Below are 15,162 nucleotides of genomic sequence, written 5' to 3' on the forward strand. Positions count from 1 at the left end.
CTGTTTCCAGATCGTATTTTTTCCGGTATGCGCCCAACTGGGGCGTTACATCTTGGGCACTATCATGGTGTTTTGAAAAACTGGGTGCGGCTTCAATCTGAGTACCCATGCCTTTTTTGCGTGGTGGATTGGCACGCATTAACCACGCATTATGAAACGCCAGAAGTGATTGAGCGCAATGTTTGGGAAGTCTTGATTGATTGGCTGGCGGCTGGCATTGATCCAGCTCAGGCCACGCTTTTTATTCAAAGCCGCGTGCCGGAGCATGCGGAATTGGCTTTGTTGCTTGGTATGGGTACGCCACTCGGCTGGCTCGAACGGGTCCCGACTTACCGTGAGCAAATTGAAAAACTCAAAGAGAAAGATCTCTCGACTTACGGCTTTTTAGGCTACCCAGTGTTGATGTCGGCGGATATCTTGCTCTACCGCGCATCGCTGGTGCCAGTTGGCGCAGATCAAGTGCCTCATGTCGAAATGACGCGTGAAATTGCGCGGCGCTTTAACTATCTCTATGGCGGCGAGGCTAATTTTGAAGAAAAAGCGGTGTCGGCTGCTAAAAAATTGGGTGGGCGGCGCAGTAAGCTTTACCATGAACTGCGCAATGCTTACCAGCAAGAGGGGAACAGCGAGGCGCTAGAAAAAGCGCGCGCGCTTTTGCAAGAATCGCAAAGCTTATCAATGAACGATCGCGAGCGGCTGTTTGGCTATCTTGAGGGCACGCGTAAACTCATCTTGGTGGAACCGCAAGCGCAGTTGACCGAAGCTTCACGCATGCCTGGCCTAGATGGCCAAAAAATGTCAAAATCGTATGGCAATACGATTGGCTTGCGTGAAGATGCACGCTCGATTGAAAAGAAAGTGCGCATCATGCCAACGGATCCGGCCCGGGTGCGGCGCATTGATCCAGGCGAGCCAGAAAAATGTCCGGTATGGCAGTTTCATTTGTCCTATTCGGATGAAACCACGCAAGCCTGGGTGCAAAAAGGTTGCCGCAGTGCTGGAATTGGTTGTCTAGAGTGCAAACAACCGGTGATTGATGCCATTTTGCGTGAACAGCAACCGATGCTTGAGCGAGCCCAGAAATATGTCGATGATCCTTCGTTGCTGCGCGCGATTGTGGCGGACGGTTGCGATAAAGCGCGCAAAATCGCCCAAGAGACCATGCGTGAGGTACGGGAAGCGATGGGTCTTGCTTATTCTTAATTGCCCATTCAATTTAATTAATCGCCTAATTTATTCATACGATGACTGGTTTGATAAAAGAACCCTCTATTTTTTCTGTGCGCGGCAGTATCGTTGCGTTGGTCACACCAATGTTCGAAGACGGCAGCTTGGATTTGTCCACCTTGCGTGCATTAATTGATTGGCATGTAGAACAAGGTACCCAGGCTATCGTGATTGTAGGCACGAGCGGAGAATCACCGACGGTTTCAATCGATGAACATCAGTTATTAATTAAAGCTGCAGTGGAACATGCCGCGGCGCGCATTCCAGTGATTGCGGGGGCTGGTGGCAACTCAACGACTGAGGCGGTGGCGCTCGCTGAATATGCGAAGCAAGTCGGCGCAGATGCGACTTTGCAAGTCGTGCCTTATTACAATAAGCCGACCCAAGCCGGTATCTTCCAACACTTTGCAAAGATTGCTGAGCAGGTCGATTTGCCACTGATTTTATATAATGTGCCCGGTCGCACCGTGGCCGATATGAGCAATGAAACGATTCTAAAACTGGCTCAAGTACCTGGTATTGTTGGGGTTAAAGATGCAACGGGCAAACTTGAACGCGGTCTTGAATTGATGAAATCTGCACCGGCGTATTTTTCTATTTATAGCGGTGATGATCCAACGGCTGTGGCATTCATGTTAATGGGCGGCCACGGCAATATTTCAGTCACCGCAAACCTGGCGCCGCGGGCCATGAGCGATTTATGCGCCGCGGCGCTGGCCGGTGAAGTGGCGCGCGCGCGCGCCATCCATATGCAGCTTTTAGCATTGCACCGCGATCTTTTTATTGAGTCGAATCCGATTCCCGTAAAATGGGCGATGGCGCAGTTGGGTAAGATCAAAAGCGGTATCCGCTTGCCACTTACGCCACTCGATGAATCTCATCACGCGGCTTTGCGCAGTGCCTTACGCGAAGCATGTTTAGTCTAGCCATCGCTCCTCCTGAATTTGTACCTGCGGGCTGCGAGCCCGCCTTAAATCACATCTGATGAAATATCTTAAGCCTTACTTTTTTGTCCAGTGCGCGACCACTACGCTGTTAATGAGTTCCGCGCTAATGGGGTGTAGCACTGTGAACGAATGGTTTTCCCCTGATCGGGTTGATTATAAAAACGCGAAAGCTGCGCCTTCGCTCACGGTACCCGCTGATTTAGCGCCGCTTCAGCATAGCGAAAATTTTTCTGCGCCAAGCCAGGCGAAGATAGAGTCGCTGGGGACGCCAGAGCAACGTGCACAAGCCAAGCCTCACCTGCTTTTAGGGCGCACCCAGTCGGTTTCTTTAAGACTGCAAGTTGAAGCGGACGATGATCAACGTTGGTTGGTGGTCGTGGGCTACACCCCTACACAATTATGGCCATTGTTGCGGGCATTTTGGTCGAACAATGGTTTTAGATTGACTTTAGATCGGCCCGAAATGGGCCTCATGGAGACCGATTGGGCCGAAAATCGCGCGCAAATGTCTAATGATTGGCTGCGCCGTACGCTTGGCCAAGTGGCGGATAAATTATATTCATCCGGTATGCGCGACCGCTTCCGCATGTTAGTGGAGCACAATGCAAACGGCACGACATCTATTTCAATTACGCATCGTGGGATGGAAGAAGTATTAATTGGTCGCTTCCAAGAAAGCTCGCGCTGGCAAGATCGAGCGCGTAACGCCGAGCTTGAAACAGCGTTATTGAAGCGCTTGATTGAGCAGTTTGGGCTGACTGCTGCGCAAGCGGAGCAGCTTAACGTTAATGCGCGTCGACAGGACGTCAAGTAAGGGTTAGGGGTGGTAGGGGGCGTTTGGCCCCCTAGACTAACGAGAAGTGATTTGACGCTTATTGGCCCGCAGGTGTCGTCGTGCCGGTTGCGGCAGGCGTATCTGAAGGAGCCGCGCTAGGGGTGCTGCTCGTTTCAGTTGCCGGGGCGGCAGTCGTCGTATCTGGTGTAGCTACTGTATCTGTCGCAGCAGGCGCTGTAACGGCTGGTGTTTCGCTAGGGGCACTTGCCGCAGGCTCGCTGGCTTTATTACATGCAGCTAAAACAAGAGCGGTCATTAAAGAGGCGAGGAGTAGGCTTTTTTTCATCATTACGTCCTTTTACAGTTAAAGTGGGCAATAGATTAATCCAACACTGGCTGAGAGGCGTTAAAGCAACTTAGCCAATCGCACCAGGCTTTACAATATCAGCTCCTTAACCACTTCACCATTGCAGAACGGTTAGCAATGTTACAAAATCTTTCGGCGTAGTCAATGCGTGGCTGCCACTCAAATCGCGCATATATTCTTGCCGTCAGATGAAGCTTCGCAGCGTATAATATAGTCTGTGTTGTGGAGAGTTAACGATGAAGATTGCAAAAAATACTGTAGTGTCCCTTTCTTATACCTTATCTGATGCGCAAAATAATCTGATCGAGAAAAGCAGTGAGCCGATGGTCTATCTGCATGGCGAATATGATGGCGTTTTTCCAAAGGTTGAGAAAGCGTTAGAAGGGCAAGAGCTAGGATTTGAAACTCAAATTCAACTCGAACCCAGTGAGGCTTTTGGCGAATATGATGCTGAGCTGATACGAGTTGAGCCGCGTGGCCGCTTTCCTGAAGTGCTAGAAGTAGGTATGCAGTTTGAGGGTATGCTAGACGAGGATGAAGAAGATAGCGACGAAGATGAAGATGACGAAGAGGATTTGCCGATTTACATCGTCACTGATATTGCCGACGATCACGTCGTGCTAGATGGTAACCATCCACTGGCTGGCATGGCGCTCAGGTTTGAACTAAAAGTGATCAACGTGCGCGCTGCAACAGCTGAAGAAATTGATCATGGTCATGTGCATGGGGAGGATGGCCTTGAGCTTCTACCTTCTGATTCATCCGATGACGATGCTTCGCCCCTGCTGCACTAAAATTTAAAAATCTAAATTCGGGTTTCCCCCCACTGGATGTTTAGAGCATCCAGTGGGGGCGTATCTCTTTTACTCGGCTTCTGTCGCCAGTGCGTGTAATTCAAATAATATATCTAGCGCTTCACGCGGCCGCACTTCATCTGGATTAAGAGCGCGTAGCTTTTTAAGGGTGGCGTGCTCCGTTGGTACCGTGCATAAGCTTTCGTCTGGCACACTGACGGCGGGCGTAGCGAGATTGAACAGATCCAATTGTGGCGAAGGGCGATTTAACGCTTGTTGTTCTAATTGCTGCAGGTGTTTGCGGGCAGCGCGAATCACGCCGGGCGGTACGCCTGCCAGTTGGGCGACTTGTAAACCATAACTTTGGTTGGCGGGCCCTTCATTGACGGTGTGCAAGAACACAATCCCTTGTTGATGTTCGGCCGCGGATAAATGCACATTAGCGGCCTGTTCAAATTCATCAGGGAGTTGTGTAAGCTCAAAATAATGGGTGGCAAATAGCGTATAGCAACCGTTTACGGTGAGCAAATGTCGTGCAATTGCCCAGGCCAGCGCTAGGCCATCGAAAGTCGAGGTGCCGCGTCCGATTTCATCCATGAGCACTAAGCTAGCCGGAGTTGCGTGATGCAAAATCGTTGCGGCTTCAGTCATTTCAACCATAAACGTTGAACGCCCTCCCGCTAGATCGTCGGCCGCGCCAATGCGCGTAAAAATTCGGTCAATCGGCCCCAAGCGCGCGCTTTGTGCCGGTACATAAGAGCCAATATAAGCCAGCAGCACCAACAATGCGGTTTGCCGCATAAAAGTAGATTTGCCGCCCATATTCGGGCCGGTGATAAAAAGCAGTTTGCGCTGCGCGGAAAGTTGGCAATCATTCGGAATAAATCGCTCAATTTGAGCCGCTACCACGGGGTGGCATCCTTGCTCAATTGCAATTCCGCTTTCATGCGTTAATTCAGGTGCAGTCCAATGATGCATGCGTGCGCGTTCGGCAAAGGTTGCCAGGACATCGAGTTCAGCCAAAGCGGCTGCGATGCGTTGGCATTGCGCGATATAAGTTAGCAGCGTTTGCAGCAACTCATCGTATAAGGTTTTTTCGCGCATCAGAGCGCGTTCTTGGGCGGACAAGGCTTTATCTTCAAACGTCTTAAGCTCTGGAGTAATATAGCGCTCTGCGTTTTTTAGGGTTTGCCGCCGCCGATAGTCAGCCGGCACTTTATCGGTTTGGCCGCGGGTTACCTCAATAAAAAAGCCATGCACTTTATTGTATTCGACGCGTAGATTTGCAATTCCGGTGCGGATGCGTTCCCGCGTTTCTAATTCCAACAAAAACTGACCGCAATTTTTGGAAATCGAGCGCAATTCATCGAGTTCTGCATCGTGGCCGTTGGCAATCACGCCGCCATCACGAATCATCGCTGCCGGTTCAACGGCAATCGCTCGTTGCAGCAAAGCGAGGCACTCCACTGGAGGTTCCAGCGCGGCGCTTAATGTCGTTAGCAAAGAAGCTGACGGAGTGAGAGGAACCAGGTGAGCGTTGATGTTTGGGAGTTGATGCAATGAATCGCGTAGACTGGCTAAATCGCGCGGGCGGGCGTTTAAGAGGGCAATACGGCCTGTGATCCGTTCAATATCGGCGATCTGCCGCAGGCTTTGGCGCAATTCAAGCAAGCCATCGCCCGCGGCATGCGACTCGGCTTGCAGCCAGGCGGTGACGGCTTGTTGCCTGGTCTGGGCAATCTGCATGTCGCGGGGTGGGTGATGCAGCCAATGGCGCAGTAATCTACTGCCCATTGATGTGCAACAGGTATCGAGTACCGAGAGTAAAGTTGGGGCATCCGTGCCACGCAAGGTTTCAGTGAGCTCGAGATTACGGCGGGTGGCCGGATCAAGACTAATATATTGCGTTTCTTGTTCAACTTGTATGCTGCGTATATGGCGTAATTGCTGGCCTTGCGTGGCGGCAGCATAGAGTAATAGAGCGCCTGCTGCGCCACAGGCGGCGGATGAGGTGTGAACGCCAAAGCTATCAAGGTTGGCGACAGCCAGTTGTTCACATAAGCGCTTATGCCCTGCATCCAGATCGAAATGCCAGCTTGGAACGCGGGTTAAGGCACCCAACCAATGAGGCGGCGCTGCCGCGTTATTTTCAGCGACGAGGATTTCAGCCGGGCGAATCCGCTCCAGCAGCGCGGGCAAATCAGCCGGGTTGGTCTCGGTCAGCCGCAAAGCGCCACTGGCTAAATTAAGCCAGGCTAAGCCGAGTGTCTGGCTTCGGTTGCGGCGGTTTTGCACGGCTGCAAAAGCCAGCAAGCAGGCATCTTGCTTATCTGAGAGGAGGGCGGCATCGGTTAAGGTGCCCGGCGTGACAATGCGCATGACTTTGCGCTCGACGGGTCCTTTTGAGGCGTTAGGATCGCCAATTTGCTCACAAATAGCGACAGATTCCCCCAGTTTGACCAATTTTGCCAGATATTGCTCAAGCGCATGATAGGGTACACCCGCCATTTTGATCGGTTGTCCAGCCGATGCGCCGCGTTGTGTTAGCGTTACATCGAGTAGGCGTGAGGCCTTCTCAGCATCTTCGAAAAAAAGCTCATAAAAATCTCCCATCCGATACAGAAGTAGAGTGTGCGGGTGCTCCGCTTTAATCCGCAGATATTGCTGCATCATTGGCGTATGGCCGCTAGCGTCGCGAGAGTGGGGCGGGGTGTTCGAGGTAAAAGAGTCTTCGTTTAATGGCTGAAAATGCATATTTTGGTCTGAGAAAGGCTTGCGTGCTGGCTTTTGTTGTTAGGCGTTAGTCTAATCCAGTTTGGCGCTTAAGACACAGAATCTCGCGTCAAAAATAGTGCACTTTATCGCTTAGACATTAAATCGCTCATAATTCTTATTTCGTTGCTGCTATAAACTTGAACAAAGATTTACGATGGATTATCTTAGAAGACCATCGATGGATTTCGATGTGATTATAAAGCGAGTAACTCAACGGGGTTTGTTATGTCTGTCATGCATTTTTTAGGGAAAATTTTAAAAACCTTACAGGATCAATGGTATTTGGCTCGTACGCGCTCAGCACTAGATTTGCTAGATGATGAAACCTTAAAGGACATAGGTTTAACGCGGGCGCAAGTCTGGGAAAATCCAAGATTAGCCAATTGGATAAGAAACGATCCTTATCGTCATCATAAAGCCAGTTAGGATTATTATTTTATAGTTTCATCGATACCTGAGTGGATAATAAATAGCAGGTATCGATCTTTGGGTTTATAAAAGATAAATATAAACCTAATATTATTGGCTATATATCTGAATGCTCCGCAATAATGCGTTGAATTTCTGCTTCCGCTTGCTTCCCAGATTGATCAAATACCTTGGTTTCGTATGAAGAGGTGGACTGTAGTAGAGCGGTTTCAGCATTCGTCGGATGGAGATCGATCGTAGCGTGCATCGATAGGCCAAGGCGGAGCGGGTGTTTTTCTAGCTCGTTAGGATCGAGCGCAATTCTCACTGGCAGCCGCTGGACGACTTTAATCCAATTACCCGTCGCATTTTGCGCTGGTAAAAGCGAAAACGCGCTGCCCGTGCCTGCTGAAAAACCGGCCACACGGCCGTGGTAGACTACCGATTTGCCATACATATCCGCGCTTAGCGTCACGGGCTGACCGAGGCGAATCTGTTTAAGTTGAACTTCTTTAAAATTTGCATCAACCCATACGTTATTGAGTGGCACCACCGCCATTAAAGGGGTGCCGGGCGCAACACGTTGCCCGACTTGAACCGAGCGCTTAGCGACATAGCCTGTAATTGGAGCAGGTAATGTATTACGCGCGTCGTTTAGCCAAGCGCTGCGTAGTTTCGCCGCAGCGGTCAGCACATTCGGATGCGCGGCAAGCTGCGTGCGACCCGTCAGTGCGCGGCTTGAGGCAAGTTGTTCTTGGGCTACGCGCAGGGCCGCTCGCGCGGAAGCAACTGCATTTTGAGCATGCTCGATCTCTTCAACCGACAGCGCTCCCGATTGCGCCAGCATTTGCCGGCGGCGTAAATTGCCTTGCGCCCGCGCGAGCTCAGTTTGGCGTTGCGCTAGATAAGCTTGGTTCGTCATGTTACCGACATAGAGCGTACGGACTTGGCGTACCGCTTGCGCGAGTCCGGCTTTAGCTTCTTCTAAAGCGAGTTTGGCATCGGCTGAATCGAGCTGCACGATGGGCGCACCGACCTGTATCCGTTGTGTATCGTCAGCATAAACCGCAACTACAGTGCCGGTGACTTGCGGCGTAATTTGGACAATACTGCCATTAACATAGGCATCATCTGTGGTTTCGTAAAAACGCGAATGCAGAAAATAATATAAGCTATACCCGATGACTGTGCTGCCAATGCATGCGCACAGTGTGAGCATCATGCGGTGGCGTTTGCGATTGATGGGCGGTTCGTTGACGGTCACTGAGGCAGACGACTGCCGCTGAGTGCCACTCATATTTTTTTCCTTTTTGAAACGAAGGGGTGGGTCCTAGCATGCTACTTTTTGGGCTAAAGCCAGTACGCTCGGGCGAAGTTGTTGCAACAAGAACGATAACACGAGATTATTTTTTATGCATGATAGGCTGAGCCTCCCATTGCCTATGCACAACCTTATAGACGATGGCCTCGCTTTGCTTCAAATCGCCAAACTCATCATAAGCCAGCGTTTCTACTGTGATCGCAGGCATTTCAGTCTTAGCCAGATAAGGTAAGTATTGTTCGGGTTCAGCTGAATCCGCTGTTTTCATTGCAGTAAACATGGCCATCGCGCCGTCATAAGCATAAGGTGAATAGATCTGCACTTTCTCGTGAAAACGTTTTTCATATTTCTCTGCATATTCTTTGCCGTGTGGCATTTTATCCAGCGGCAGACAGATCGATGAAGCGATAACGCCTTCGGCGGCCGGCCCCGCCACTTTTAAAAAAGCCTTTGATTTAATCCCTTCACTGCCAATTAAAACAGCATCTATATGCAGTGCGCGCATTTGTTTAGCCATGGCTGCCGCTTGCGCATCAACGCCTCCATAAAAGATCGCTTGTGGATGACTCCGCTTGAGGCGAGTTAAGAGGGCCTTAAAATCAATCGTTTTATCGCTGCCGTACTCATGGCCAACGATTTTGATGCCCTCTGCTTGAGCGGCGGTTTCAAATTGATCGGCTAAACCCCGACCATAGGTGGTGCGGTCATCGACAATGGCGATGCGTTCCAATTTAAGTTTTTTGGCGACATAAGCACTGACCAAGGCACTTTGCTGGAGATCTGAAGCGAGCATGCGAAAGGTAGTTTTAAAGCCTTGTTGAGTGTACTGAGGGGCTGAGGCCATGGCAATTTGGGGAATGTTGGCTTGAGCGTAAATATGAGAAGCCGGAATGGTGGTGCCTGAATTAAAATGACCCAAAACCCCCTTAATATTTTGGTCTACCAGATTTTTAGCCACGCTAATCGCCATATGAGGATCGGCGCGGTCATCCTGCGTTAGCAGTACGATTCGAATGGGCTCGCCGCCAATCACCGGTTCAGTTGCATTGAAATCTTCAACCGCGAGAATCACACCATTTAGAAAATCCCGACCGTAATGGGCTTGTGCGCCAGTAATAGGCACTGCGCATCCAACCTTGATTTCGGCAATATTCTGAGCATTGCGCGCCGCAGCGCTGAAGCTAATACCCAACATCCATCCTGCTAGCAAGATGAGGTTTATGCGTTTAAGAAACCGTTCCATTGCTCCTCCATTCTCCTGATGGTTTTATGGCTGAATCGTACGACAGCGCTAGCGAACTCAATGTAGCATAAATGATGCCTGATTTCTAAAAAGTGATGCTGGCTTCTCTCCGTACCCGACACAAGGCTCAAACGATTTGTCGTTCGTAAAAATTGACTTATGAGTGATTTTTTGTACTTTATAGTAACGGGTGTGAAATTTTCACCAAACGGTGAATTCTTGGTCTCGGGATATTGGTGTGAGGATTTTTATTACAGATGCCCAGCTTAAATACTTCTGCATCTTGTTAAAAAATTTAAAGAGATCTTGTGGAAAACTAAGCTTTGTTGCTATAGTTTTTTGGTATTGAACATCAAAGTAAAAATCCGGTTGTTTGACATCTGTTGAATAATGAAGGGGCGTCCTCAGTGTAGCTTTTTTGAGGGCTGGCATGAAATCCCAAAAAGCGGTGACAATGAGTAAAAAGATTCACTGGTTTTTCAATCAGATGCGTATTGCCTTCCTAGAGTGGCCACATCGCATTCGTGAAACGCGTAAAGCGTGCTTTAGTCCATCAAAATCGTTTGAGTTGTGCGCCATGCCTGTTCGATCATGACAACCCGGACCTCAAACTCTAACGATCTGGCGGCAACCCCCAGGGTATGCACGACAAACCGCACAGTCTTCATGTATGGTGGGCAGGGTACCCAGTACTTTCAAATGGGGCGGCAGTTATATGAGAAGAACCTTGTATTTCGCCATCATATGGACGCATGCAGCGCAATCGTTGAGCCTGAACTTGGGTACTCACTGGCCCAGATTATTTATGATGAGCGTCGTAAACGATTGTGCGCTAGGCGGTATGCTGGTTGTATTGGCGCCGCTGGCTCACTTCGAGCAGTATCCTGATGTCTATCAGGGCGTTGAGCTGGGTTGCGCCAATTCTGCTAATAATTTTTGCGTTACCGGTCATAGGGTAGCGCTGGAGCACGTGCAAGCCAGCTTAAGCAAAGCGAGTATTGGGGCAGTCGATCTGCCCGTTCTTTACCCATTTCATTCGAGCTATATCGAATCCATAAAGGATAAGGTTATGACGCTCGCTAATGGCGTAGCGATTCAATCCCCGCATATACCTTATTACTCGTCTACTTACGGGCGTTTGATTAAAGAGTCCGATTAATTAATCCAGGTCAGTATCTTTGGGACGTTATCCGCAAGCCGGTGGATTTTCATGCGCTGATTCAGGCGCTGGTGTTAGAGAGGCCGCCTAATGTCTTTGTAGACCTAAGTGCGACGGGCTCTCTGGCCAACTTTATCAAGTATATGCTGCATGATTCAACGCGATATCATCACGCGATCGATCAGTTTGGTCAGAACCTGAATAGCCTCTCTCTATTGCTGCGCGAACTCGGTTCAGACTACGGTGATGCGAGCTGATTGAAGTTGAATATAGTTCTTGCCAACAATTTATTTTGTGCTACGCTTTGCTTGTGTTGCGTGCTGCGAAAGATAAATAGAGTATGGCCTCATTGAGCAGGTTGCACGTCACATAACTCAAAATATCCGTTATAGCCTTCCAGGTAAATCGCAGCGCGGTGACCGAAGAGCATCATGGCCTGGGTTTTCGTCGCTATAGGGCGGTCTAGCGAAGCGGTCTTGACTTGGGTGCCGATCGGATAGTTGTGATTCCATTCATTGATCTTCTTTTGTAATTCGGCAAGCGCTTGCTCACGGTCAGTATGCGGCATGGCGGCCGGTCTCTCAGGCATAGCAGGAGTCGTTACATCAGGTTGAGAAGTTGCGCTAGGTAGCGGATGCTTTTTGATGTCTGTGAGCAGCTTGGTTAATACGTTTCCTACGCCAAGCTCTTCGAAGAGGGTTTCTCCTTTGGTTAGCAGGTATTGGATGCTTTGGGTCCATTGCACCGGGTGCGTAATCTGGGCTGCTAGGTAGGCCCCAATGCGTTCAGTTTGGTAGGGGTTGGCATTAACGTTTGCGATGACCGGAATTGAAAGCGTAGAGAAAGTAAATTCCTTTAGATAAGCTTCAAATTCTTTCTGAGCGGCTTCCATATAGCGGGAGTGGAAAGCGCCGCTGGTATTCAATGGTGCGTATCGCGCGCCGCCGGTTTCAAAGAATGAGGCCGCGCGAATGATATCTTCTTTTAAGCCAGAAAGAATGGTTTGCGTGGGCGAATTCAGATTGGCGATGTCGATGGATGTCAGGTTATGAGTTTGTAAAATTTCCTTAACCGCTGTTTCCGTGAGTCCGATGACGGCAGCCATCGCTCCTGCGGGCGCTGCGCTCATTAATTCTCCCCGCTTTTTGACGAGCTTTAGGCCATCTTCGAAACGGATTGCGCCTGACGCTTCCAGCGCATTGTATTCACCCAGACTGTGGCCGACAAGATAATCGGCGCGAGTGCTTGACGCGCGGTTGCGTTGCCGATATGCAAGCGCATTAACGACGAATAAGGCGGGTTGCGTATAGCGTGTGTTATTCAGCTGTTTTTCTGAGTCTTTGAGGCACAGCTCCTGGATTGAATAACCCAGAATTTCGTTCGCGGTCGCGGTGAGCTCTGGGAAGAGTTCAAAGAGTTCGGCGCCCATTCCTTTCGCTTGGGAACCTTGACCTGGAAACATATAGACACTCATGACAATCCCCCTCATAAAATGCTAACAGACTGTAAAAACGACTATAGACGCTGCGTAGGCTAGGATCAACTTTACGTTATTAAATCAGATCTAAGCCCCCCAATAAATTCGCCATCCTGGCTGAGGATTTCTGGCACAAAATTGTGCAGGACAAAGCCACAGCGCAGCTTTTTAAGCGCAGCCATGGTTATGGCGGTTGATCGTGTGCCAATCCACGTTAGCAGAGAAGTTAAAGCCTAACAAGTAGCTTCTCGCCTGGAATTAGCGCTTTATCCTATAGGAACGTTGTATCAATGAGCTAAATTGTTTGATCACGGATTGCATGGTTTTTAATCAGACGAATGTATGATTTGGCATGTATTATTTGATTTAAGATGTTAATCTCATGCATAAAATGTCCGACATAAAAGGGGCGGTCTGTTCCGGGGCCCAGTCCTTACTTAACCCGGCTCAAGGAGCTTGTAGCGTAACTGTTTCTCATCATTCTTTGCTCGAATCAAAATAAAGGATTGCCGGATTATGAGAGTTTTTGCGCTGTCAGATTTACATATTGACTACGAGCTCAACCAGCAATGGACTGCGCAACTATCTACTTACGACTATCGTGATGATGTATTGATCCTGGCCGGCGATGTCTCCGATTCTTTGCTACAGCTTGAGTGGTGCCTTAAAAGTTTGGTCAGCCGGTTTAAAAAAATTCTTTACGTGCCTGGTAACCACGATCTCTGGGTGATACGGGATAAGTCTGAGCGTCATTCGTTAGACAAATTTAATCAGATTTGTACGCTGGTTAGAGATTGCGGCGCCTCAATGCAGGCATTCCATGAGGGATCGTTATCCATCATTCCTCTTCTGGGCTGGTACGATTATTCGTTTGGTCAGCCGGACACAGAGCTTTTCTCCATCTGGGCGGATTTTTATGCCTGTCGTTGGCCGGCGCATTTTAGCGCACGTGATATTACTACCCATTTTGTTCAGCTGAATGAGCCTATATTAAGTCATGTCAGGCAAACCGTGATTTCCTTCTCGCATTTCCTGCCGCGGATTGATCTGATGCCCGCCTATATTCCGCTTGATAAAAGAAAGCTTTATCCAGTTCTTGGCGCCTATGCCCTTGAAACACAGATTCGGCAATTAGCGTCAAAAATCCATGTTTACGGCCATAGCCACATTAATCAAAATATCACGATTGACGGTATTTCGTATATTAATAATGCCTTTGGGTATCCTCAGGAAGTTCGCATTACGGCTAAACAACTTCTGTGTGTCTACGAAATTTGAGCAATGGCCGCCATCCTTAAACAACGGTCAATGTACTAGGTTTTATCATGCTGGAACTGAGTCCCGAGAGAATCGATTTATGGTTAGTCTTTTTTGATGCGATACAGGATGAAGCGCTACTCAATCAGTATCGAGGCCTACTCACAGAAGAGGAGCGATATCAGGAAAAACGTTTTTACTTTGTTAAGGATCAACGCCGTTATCTTGTGACACGAGCATTGGTGAGAACGGTTTTATCCCGCTATGCGCGCATTGCACCGGAACAATGGTTATTTGCGGCTAATGCCTATGGCTGTCCTGAAATTGCGAATTCCGGTCTCGCACAAAAAATATCATTTAATTTATCCCATACGCAAAGCCTGATTGTGCTTGGCGTGACCACGGGTAATGCGCTGGGTGTGGATACGGAAAATATCCGCGTGCGGCGGGCTCCAGTTGAAGTGGCCCATCAGCATTTTGCGCCAGATGAAGTGAGAGCGTTACGTGAACTCTCGTTAGAAGCGCAGCATCAGGTTTTTTTTCAGTACTGGACTCTCAAAGAATCGTATATCAAAGCGCGTGGCATGGGATTATCAATCCCATTGGATCAATTTAGTTTTCATTTTATGCAGGATCACGAGATAGAAATTTCAATTCATCCGGTTTTAAAAGATCACCCATCTCGCTGGCATTTTTGGCAGTTTCAGCCCACGATGGATTACCTCGTGGCAGTCTGCGCAGAGCGTTTTGGCAGCGCCCGACAGACTTTAACCATGAAAAATTGTATTCCGCTAATCAAGGAAGAGCCGCTGGATCAGATGCTTTGTCAAATACCTGAGAAAGAAGCTTCAAACTAGTCACAGTCTGAGTTCGAAGTCAATCAAATGTAAAAGTTAAGACTTAGTCTGATATTTTACTAATATTTCAGGTAACTGAAAAAAGGAAAGTCAGATGAATCGCTGTTGCCCGAGACGAGTTACGTCCGCTGCGCGACCCCTGAGAAGATGTCGAAGCAGCTTAAATACACTTTATGTTCCATTGATCCCCAAAGGCCAATAAGTATACTTTCTAGATAGTTGTGTAGCGTTTAGCACAATTTAGCGGCTCATTTGCCCGATGGACCACAAATCCTACGCAAACGCCGGCTCTCCAAATGGCGGGCTGATGGGCCTGGGCAATGCGCGATCAACAGTGGGGGGCTTTTTGGGCCTCAAAGTGGGGGGCGTTACGTTAAGGCCTTGTTCCCATGGAACGAGTTTGACTAAAAACCGGTCAGCATCAGCGATCACAATGTGTTCCCCTGCTAACACGGCTTCAATCAGGCTGCATAACTTGATCTGTGCTTCATAAATATCGACTACTTGCATTTTTTAGCCTCCATTTAATTAAACTGATTAATTAATATTTATTCT

At 48.9% G+C, this 15,162-nt stretch carries 16 protein-coding genes; 9 read left to right on the forward strand and 7 right to left on the reverse strand.

The annotated features are described in order from the left end of the window. Genes MPB2EB_RS03715 through bamC form a run of 3 tightly spaced genes read left to right on the forward strand, consistent with a single transcriptional unit; the run spans nucleotide 1 to nucleotide 2,988 of the window. Nucleotides 1–1,203 carry a tryptophan--tRNA ligase gene (locus MPB2EB_RS03715; RefSeq protein WP_185182642.1) on the forward strand — a complete coding sequence of 401 codons (1,203 nt, stop codon included), beginning with the start codon at nucleotides 1–3 and terminating at the stop codon, nucleotides 1,201–1,203. A gap of 41 nt (nucleotides 1,204–1,244) precedes the next feature. Then, nucleotides 1,245–2,153 (forward strand): 4-hydroxy-tetrahydrodipicolinate synthase, encoded by a 909-nt coding sequence (dapA, locus tag MPB2EB_RS03720; RefSeq protein WP_185182503.1) that lies wholly within the window; start codon nucleotides 1,245–1,247, stop codon nucleotides 2,151–2,153. A 58-nt stretch (nucleotides 2,154–2,211) separates the two neighbouring features. Next, nucleotides 2,212–2,988: an outer membrane protein assembly factor BamC gene (gene bamC / locus MPB2EB_RS03725; protein ID WP_185182504.1), complete on the forward strand. Its 777-nt coding sequence runs from the start codon at nucleotides 2,212–2,214 to the stop codon at nucleotides 2,986–2,988. 58 nt (nucleotides 2,989–3,046) lie between these two features. On the opposite strand, the gene MPB2EB_RS03730 is transcribed toward bamC, so the two are convergent. Continuing rightward, nucleotides 3,047–3,298: a hypothetical protein gene (locus MPB2EB_RS03730; protein ID WP_232534482.1), complete on the reverse strand. Its 252-nt coding sequence runs from the start codon at nucleotides 3,296–3,298 to the stop codon at nucleotides 3,047–3,049. A 254-nt stretch (nucleotides 3,299–3,552) separates the two neighbouring features. Here MPB2EB_RS03730 and MPB2EB_RS03735 point away from each other — a divergent pair, with 254 nt between their 5' ends. After that, complete coding sequence (locus MPB2EB_RS03735; RefSeq protein WP_185182505.1) at nucleotides 3,553–4,110, forward strand: peptidylprolyl isomerase; 558 nt, start codon at nucleotides 3,553–3,555, stop codon at nucleotides 4,108–4,110. A 69-nt stretch (nucleotides 4,111–4,179) separates the two neighbouring features. Here the strand turns inward: MPB2EB_RS03735 and mutS are convergent, their stop codons facing one another. Then, entirely contained in the window at nucleotides 4,180–6,783 is a 2,604-nt protein-coding gene (gene mutS, locus MPB2EB_RS03740) for a DNA mismatch repair protein MutS (RefSeq protein WP_232534508.1), read from the reverse strand. 327 nt (nucleotides 6,784–7,110) lie between these two features. On the opposite strand from mutS, the gene MPB2EB_RS03745 reads away from it, so the two are divergent. Beyond that, the gene (locus MPB2EB_RS03745) at nucleotides 7,111–7,311 is read left to right on the forward strand and encodes a DUF1127 domain-containing protein (RefSeq protein WP_185182507.1); all 201 of its coding nucleotides are present in this window, start codon (nucleotides 7,111–7,113) and stop codon (nucleotides 7,309–7,311) included. Nucleotides 7,312–7,411: 100 nt separating this feature from the next. Here MPB2EB_RS03745 and MPB2EB_RS03750 read toward each other — a convergent pair whose 3' ends face one another. The 3 genes from MPB2EB_RS03750 to MPB2EB_RS08570 all read right to left on the reverse strand — a co-directional run bounded on the left by MPB2EB_RS03750 (nucleotide 7,412) and on the right by MPB2EB_RS08570 (nucleotide 10,525). Then, nucleotides 7,412–8,590 carry an efflux RND transporter periplasmic adaptor subunit gene (locus MPB2EB_RS03750; protein WP_185182508.1) on the reverse strand — a complete coding sequence of 393 codons (1,179 nt, stop codon included), beginning with the start codon at nucleotides 8,588–8,590 and terminating at the stop codon, nucleotides 7,412–7,414. A 106-nt stretch (nucleotides 8,591–8,696) separates the two neighbouring features. Continuing rightward, nucleotides 8,697–9,809: a branched-chain amino acid ABC transporter substrate-binding protein gene (locus MPB2EB_RS03755; protein ID WP_185182644.1), complete on the reverse strand. Its 1,113-nt coding sequence runs from the start codon at nucleotides 9,807–9,809 to the stop codon at nucleotides 8,697–8,699. 593 nt (nucleotides 9,810–10,402) lie between these two features. Beyond that, nucleotides 10,403–10,525, reverse strand: a complete 123-nt coding sequence (locus MPB2EB_RS08570; RefSeq protein WP_255491208.1) for a hypothetical protein — start codon at nucleotides 10,523–10,525, stop codon at nucleotides 10,403–10,405. A gap of 31 nt (nucleotides 10,526–10,556) precedes the next feature. Here MPB2EB_RS08570 and MPB2EB_RS08620 point away from each other — a divergent pair, with 31 nt between their 5' ends. Both MPB2EB_RS08620 and MPB2EB_RS03765 read left to right on the forward strand, forming a co-directional pair. Beyond that, the gene (locus tag MPB2EB_RS08620) at nucleotides 10,557–10,745 is read left to right on the forward strand and encodes a hypothetical protein (RefSeq protein WP_370576628.1); all 189 of its coding nucleotides are present in this window, start codon (nucleotides 10,557–10,559) and stop codon (nucleotides 10,743–10,745) included. After that, nucleotides 10,663–11,016 (forward strand): hypothetical protein, encoded by a 354-nt coding sequence (locus tag MPB2EB_RS03765; protein WP_185182510.1) that lies wholly within the window; start codon nucleotides 10,663–10,665, stop codon nucleotides 11,014–11,016. The genes MPB2EB_RS08620 and MPB2EB_RS03765 overlap by 83 nt, the downstream gene beginning before the upstream one ends. 346 nt (nucleotides 11,017–11,362) lie before the next feature. On the opposite strand, the gene fabD is transcribed toward MPB2EB_RS03765, so the two are convergent. Next, nucleotides 11,363–12,490 carry an ACP S-malonyltransferase gene (fabD, locus tag MPB2EB_RS03770; protein WP_185182511.1) on the reverse strand — a complete coding sequence of 376 codons (1,128 nt, stop codon included), beginning with the start codon at nucleotides 12,488–12,490 and terminating at the stop codon, nucleotides 11,363–11,365. A 519-nt stretch (nucleotides 12,491–13,009) separates the two neighbouring features. Between fabD and MPB2EB_RS03775 the strand changes: the two genes are divergently transcribed. Together MPB2EB_RS03775 and MPB2EB_RS03780 are read left to right on the forward strand one after the other, a co-directional pair. Continuing rightward, nucleotides 13,010–13,771, forward strand: coding sequence for a metallophosphoesterase (locus tag MPB2EB_RS03775; protein ID WP_185182512.1), 762 nt, complete (start codon nucleotides 13,010–13,012; stop codon nucleotides 13,769–13,771). Between the two features lie 47 nt (nucleotides 13,772–13,818). Beyond that, complete coding sequence (locus MPB2EB_RS03780; protein WP_185182513.1) at nucleotides 13,819–14,607, forward strand: 4'-phosphopantetheinyl transferase superfamily protein; 789 nt, start codon at nucleotides 13,819–13,821, stop codon at nucleotides 14,605–14,607. Between the two features lie 273 nt (nucleotides 14,608–14,880). Here MPB2EB_RS03780 and MPB2EB_RS03785 read toward each other — a convergent pair whose 3' ends face one another. Next, nucleotides 14,881–15,117 carry a type II toxin-antitoxin system Phd/YefM family antitoxin gene (locus tag MPB2EB_RS03785; RefSeq protein WP_185182514.1) on the reverse strand — a complete coding sequence of 79 codons (237 nt, stop codon included), beginning with the start codon at nucleotides 15,115–15,117 and terminating at the stop codon, nucleotides 14,881–14,883. Nucleotides 15,118–15,162: the final 45 nt, after the last annotated feature.

It is taken from the genome of Mycoavidus sp. B2-EB (assembly GCF_014218255.1).
Classification (GTDB): Bacteria; Pseudomonadota; Gammaproteobacteria; order Burkholderiales; family Burkholderiaceae; genus Mycoavidus.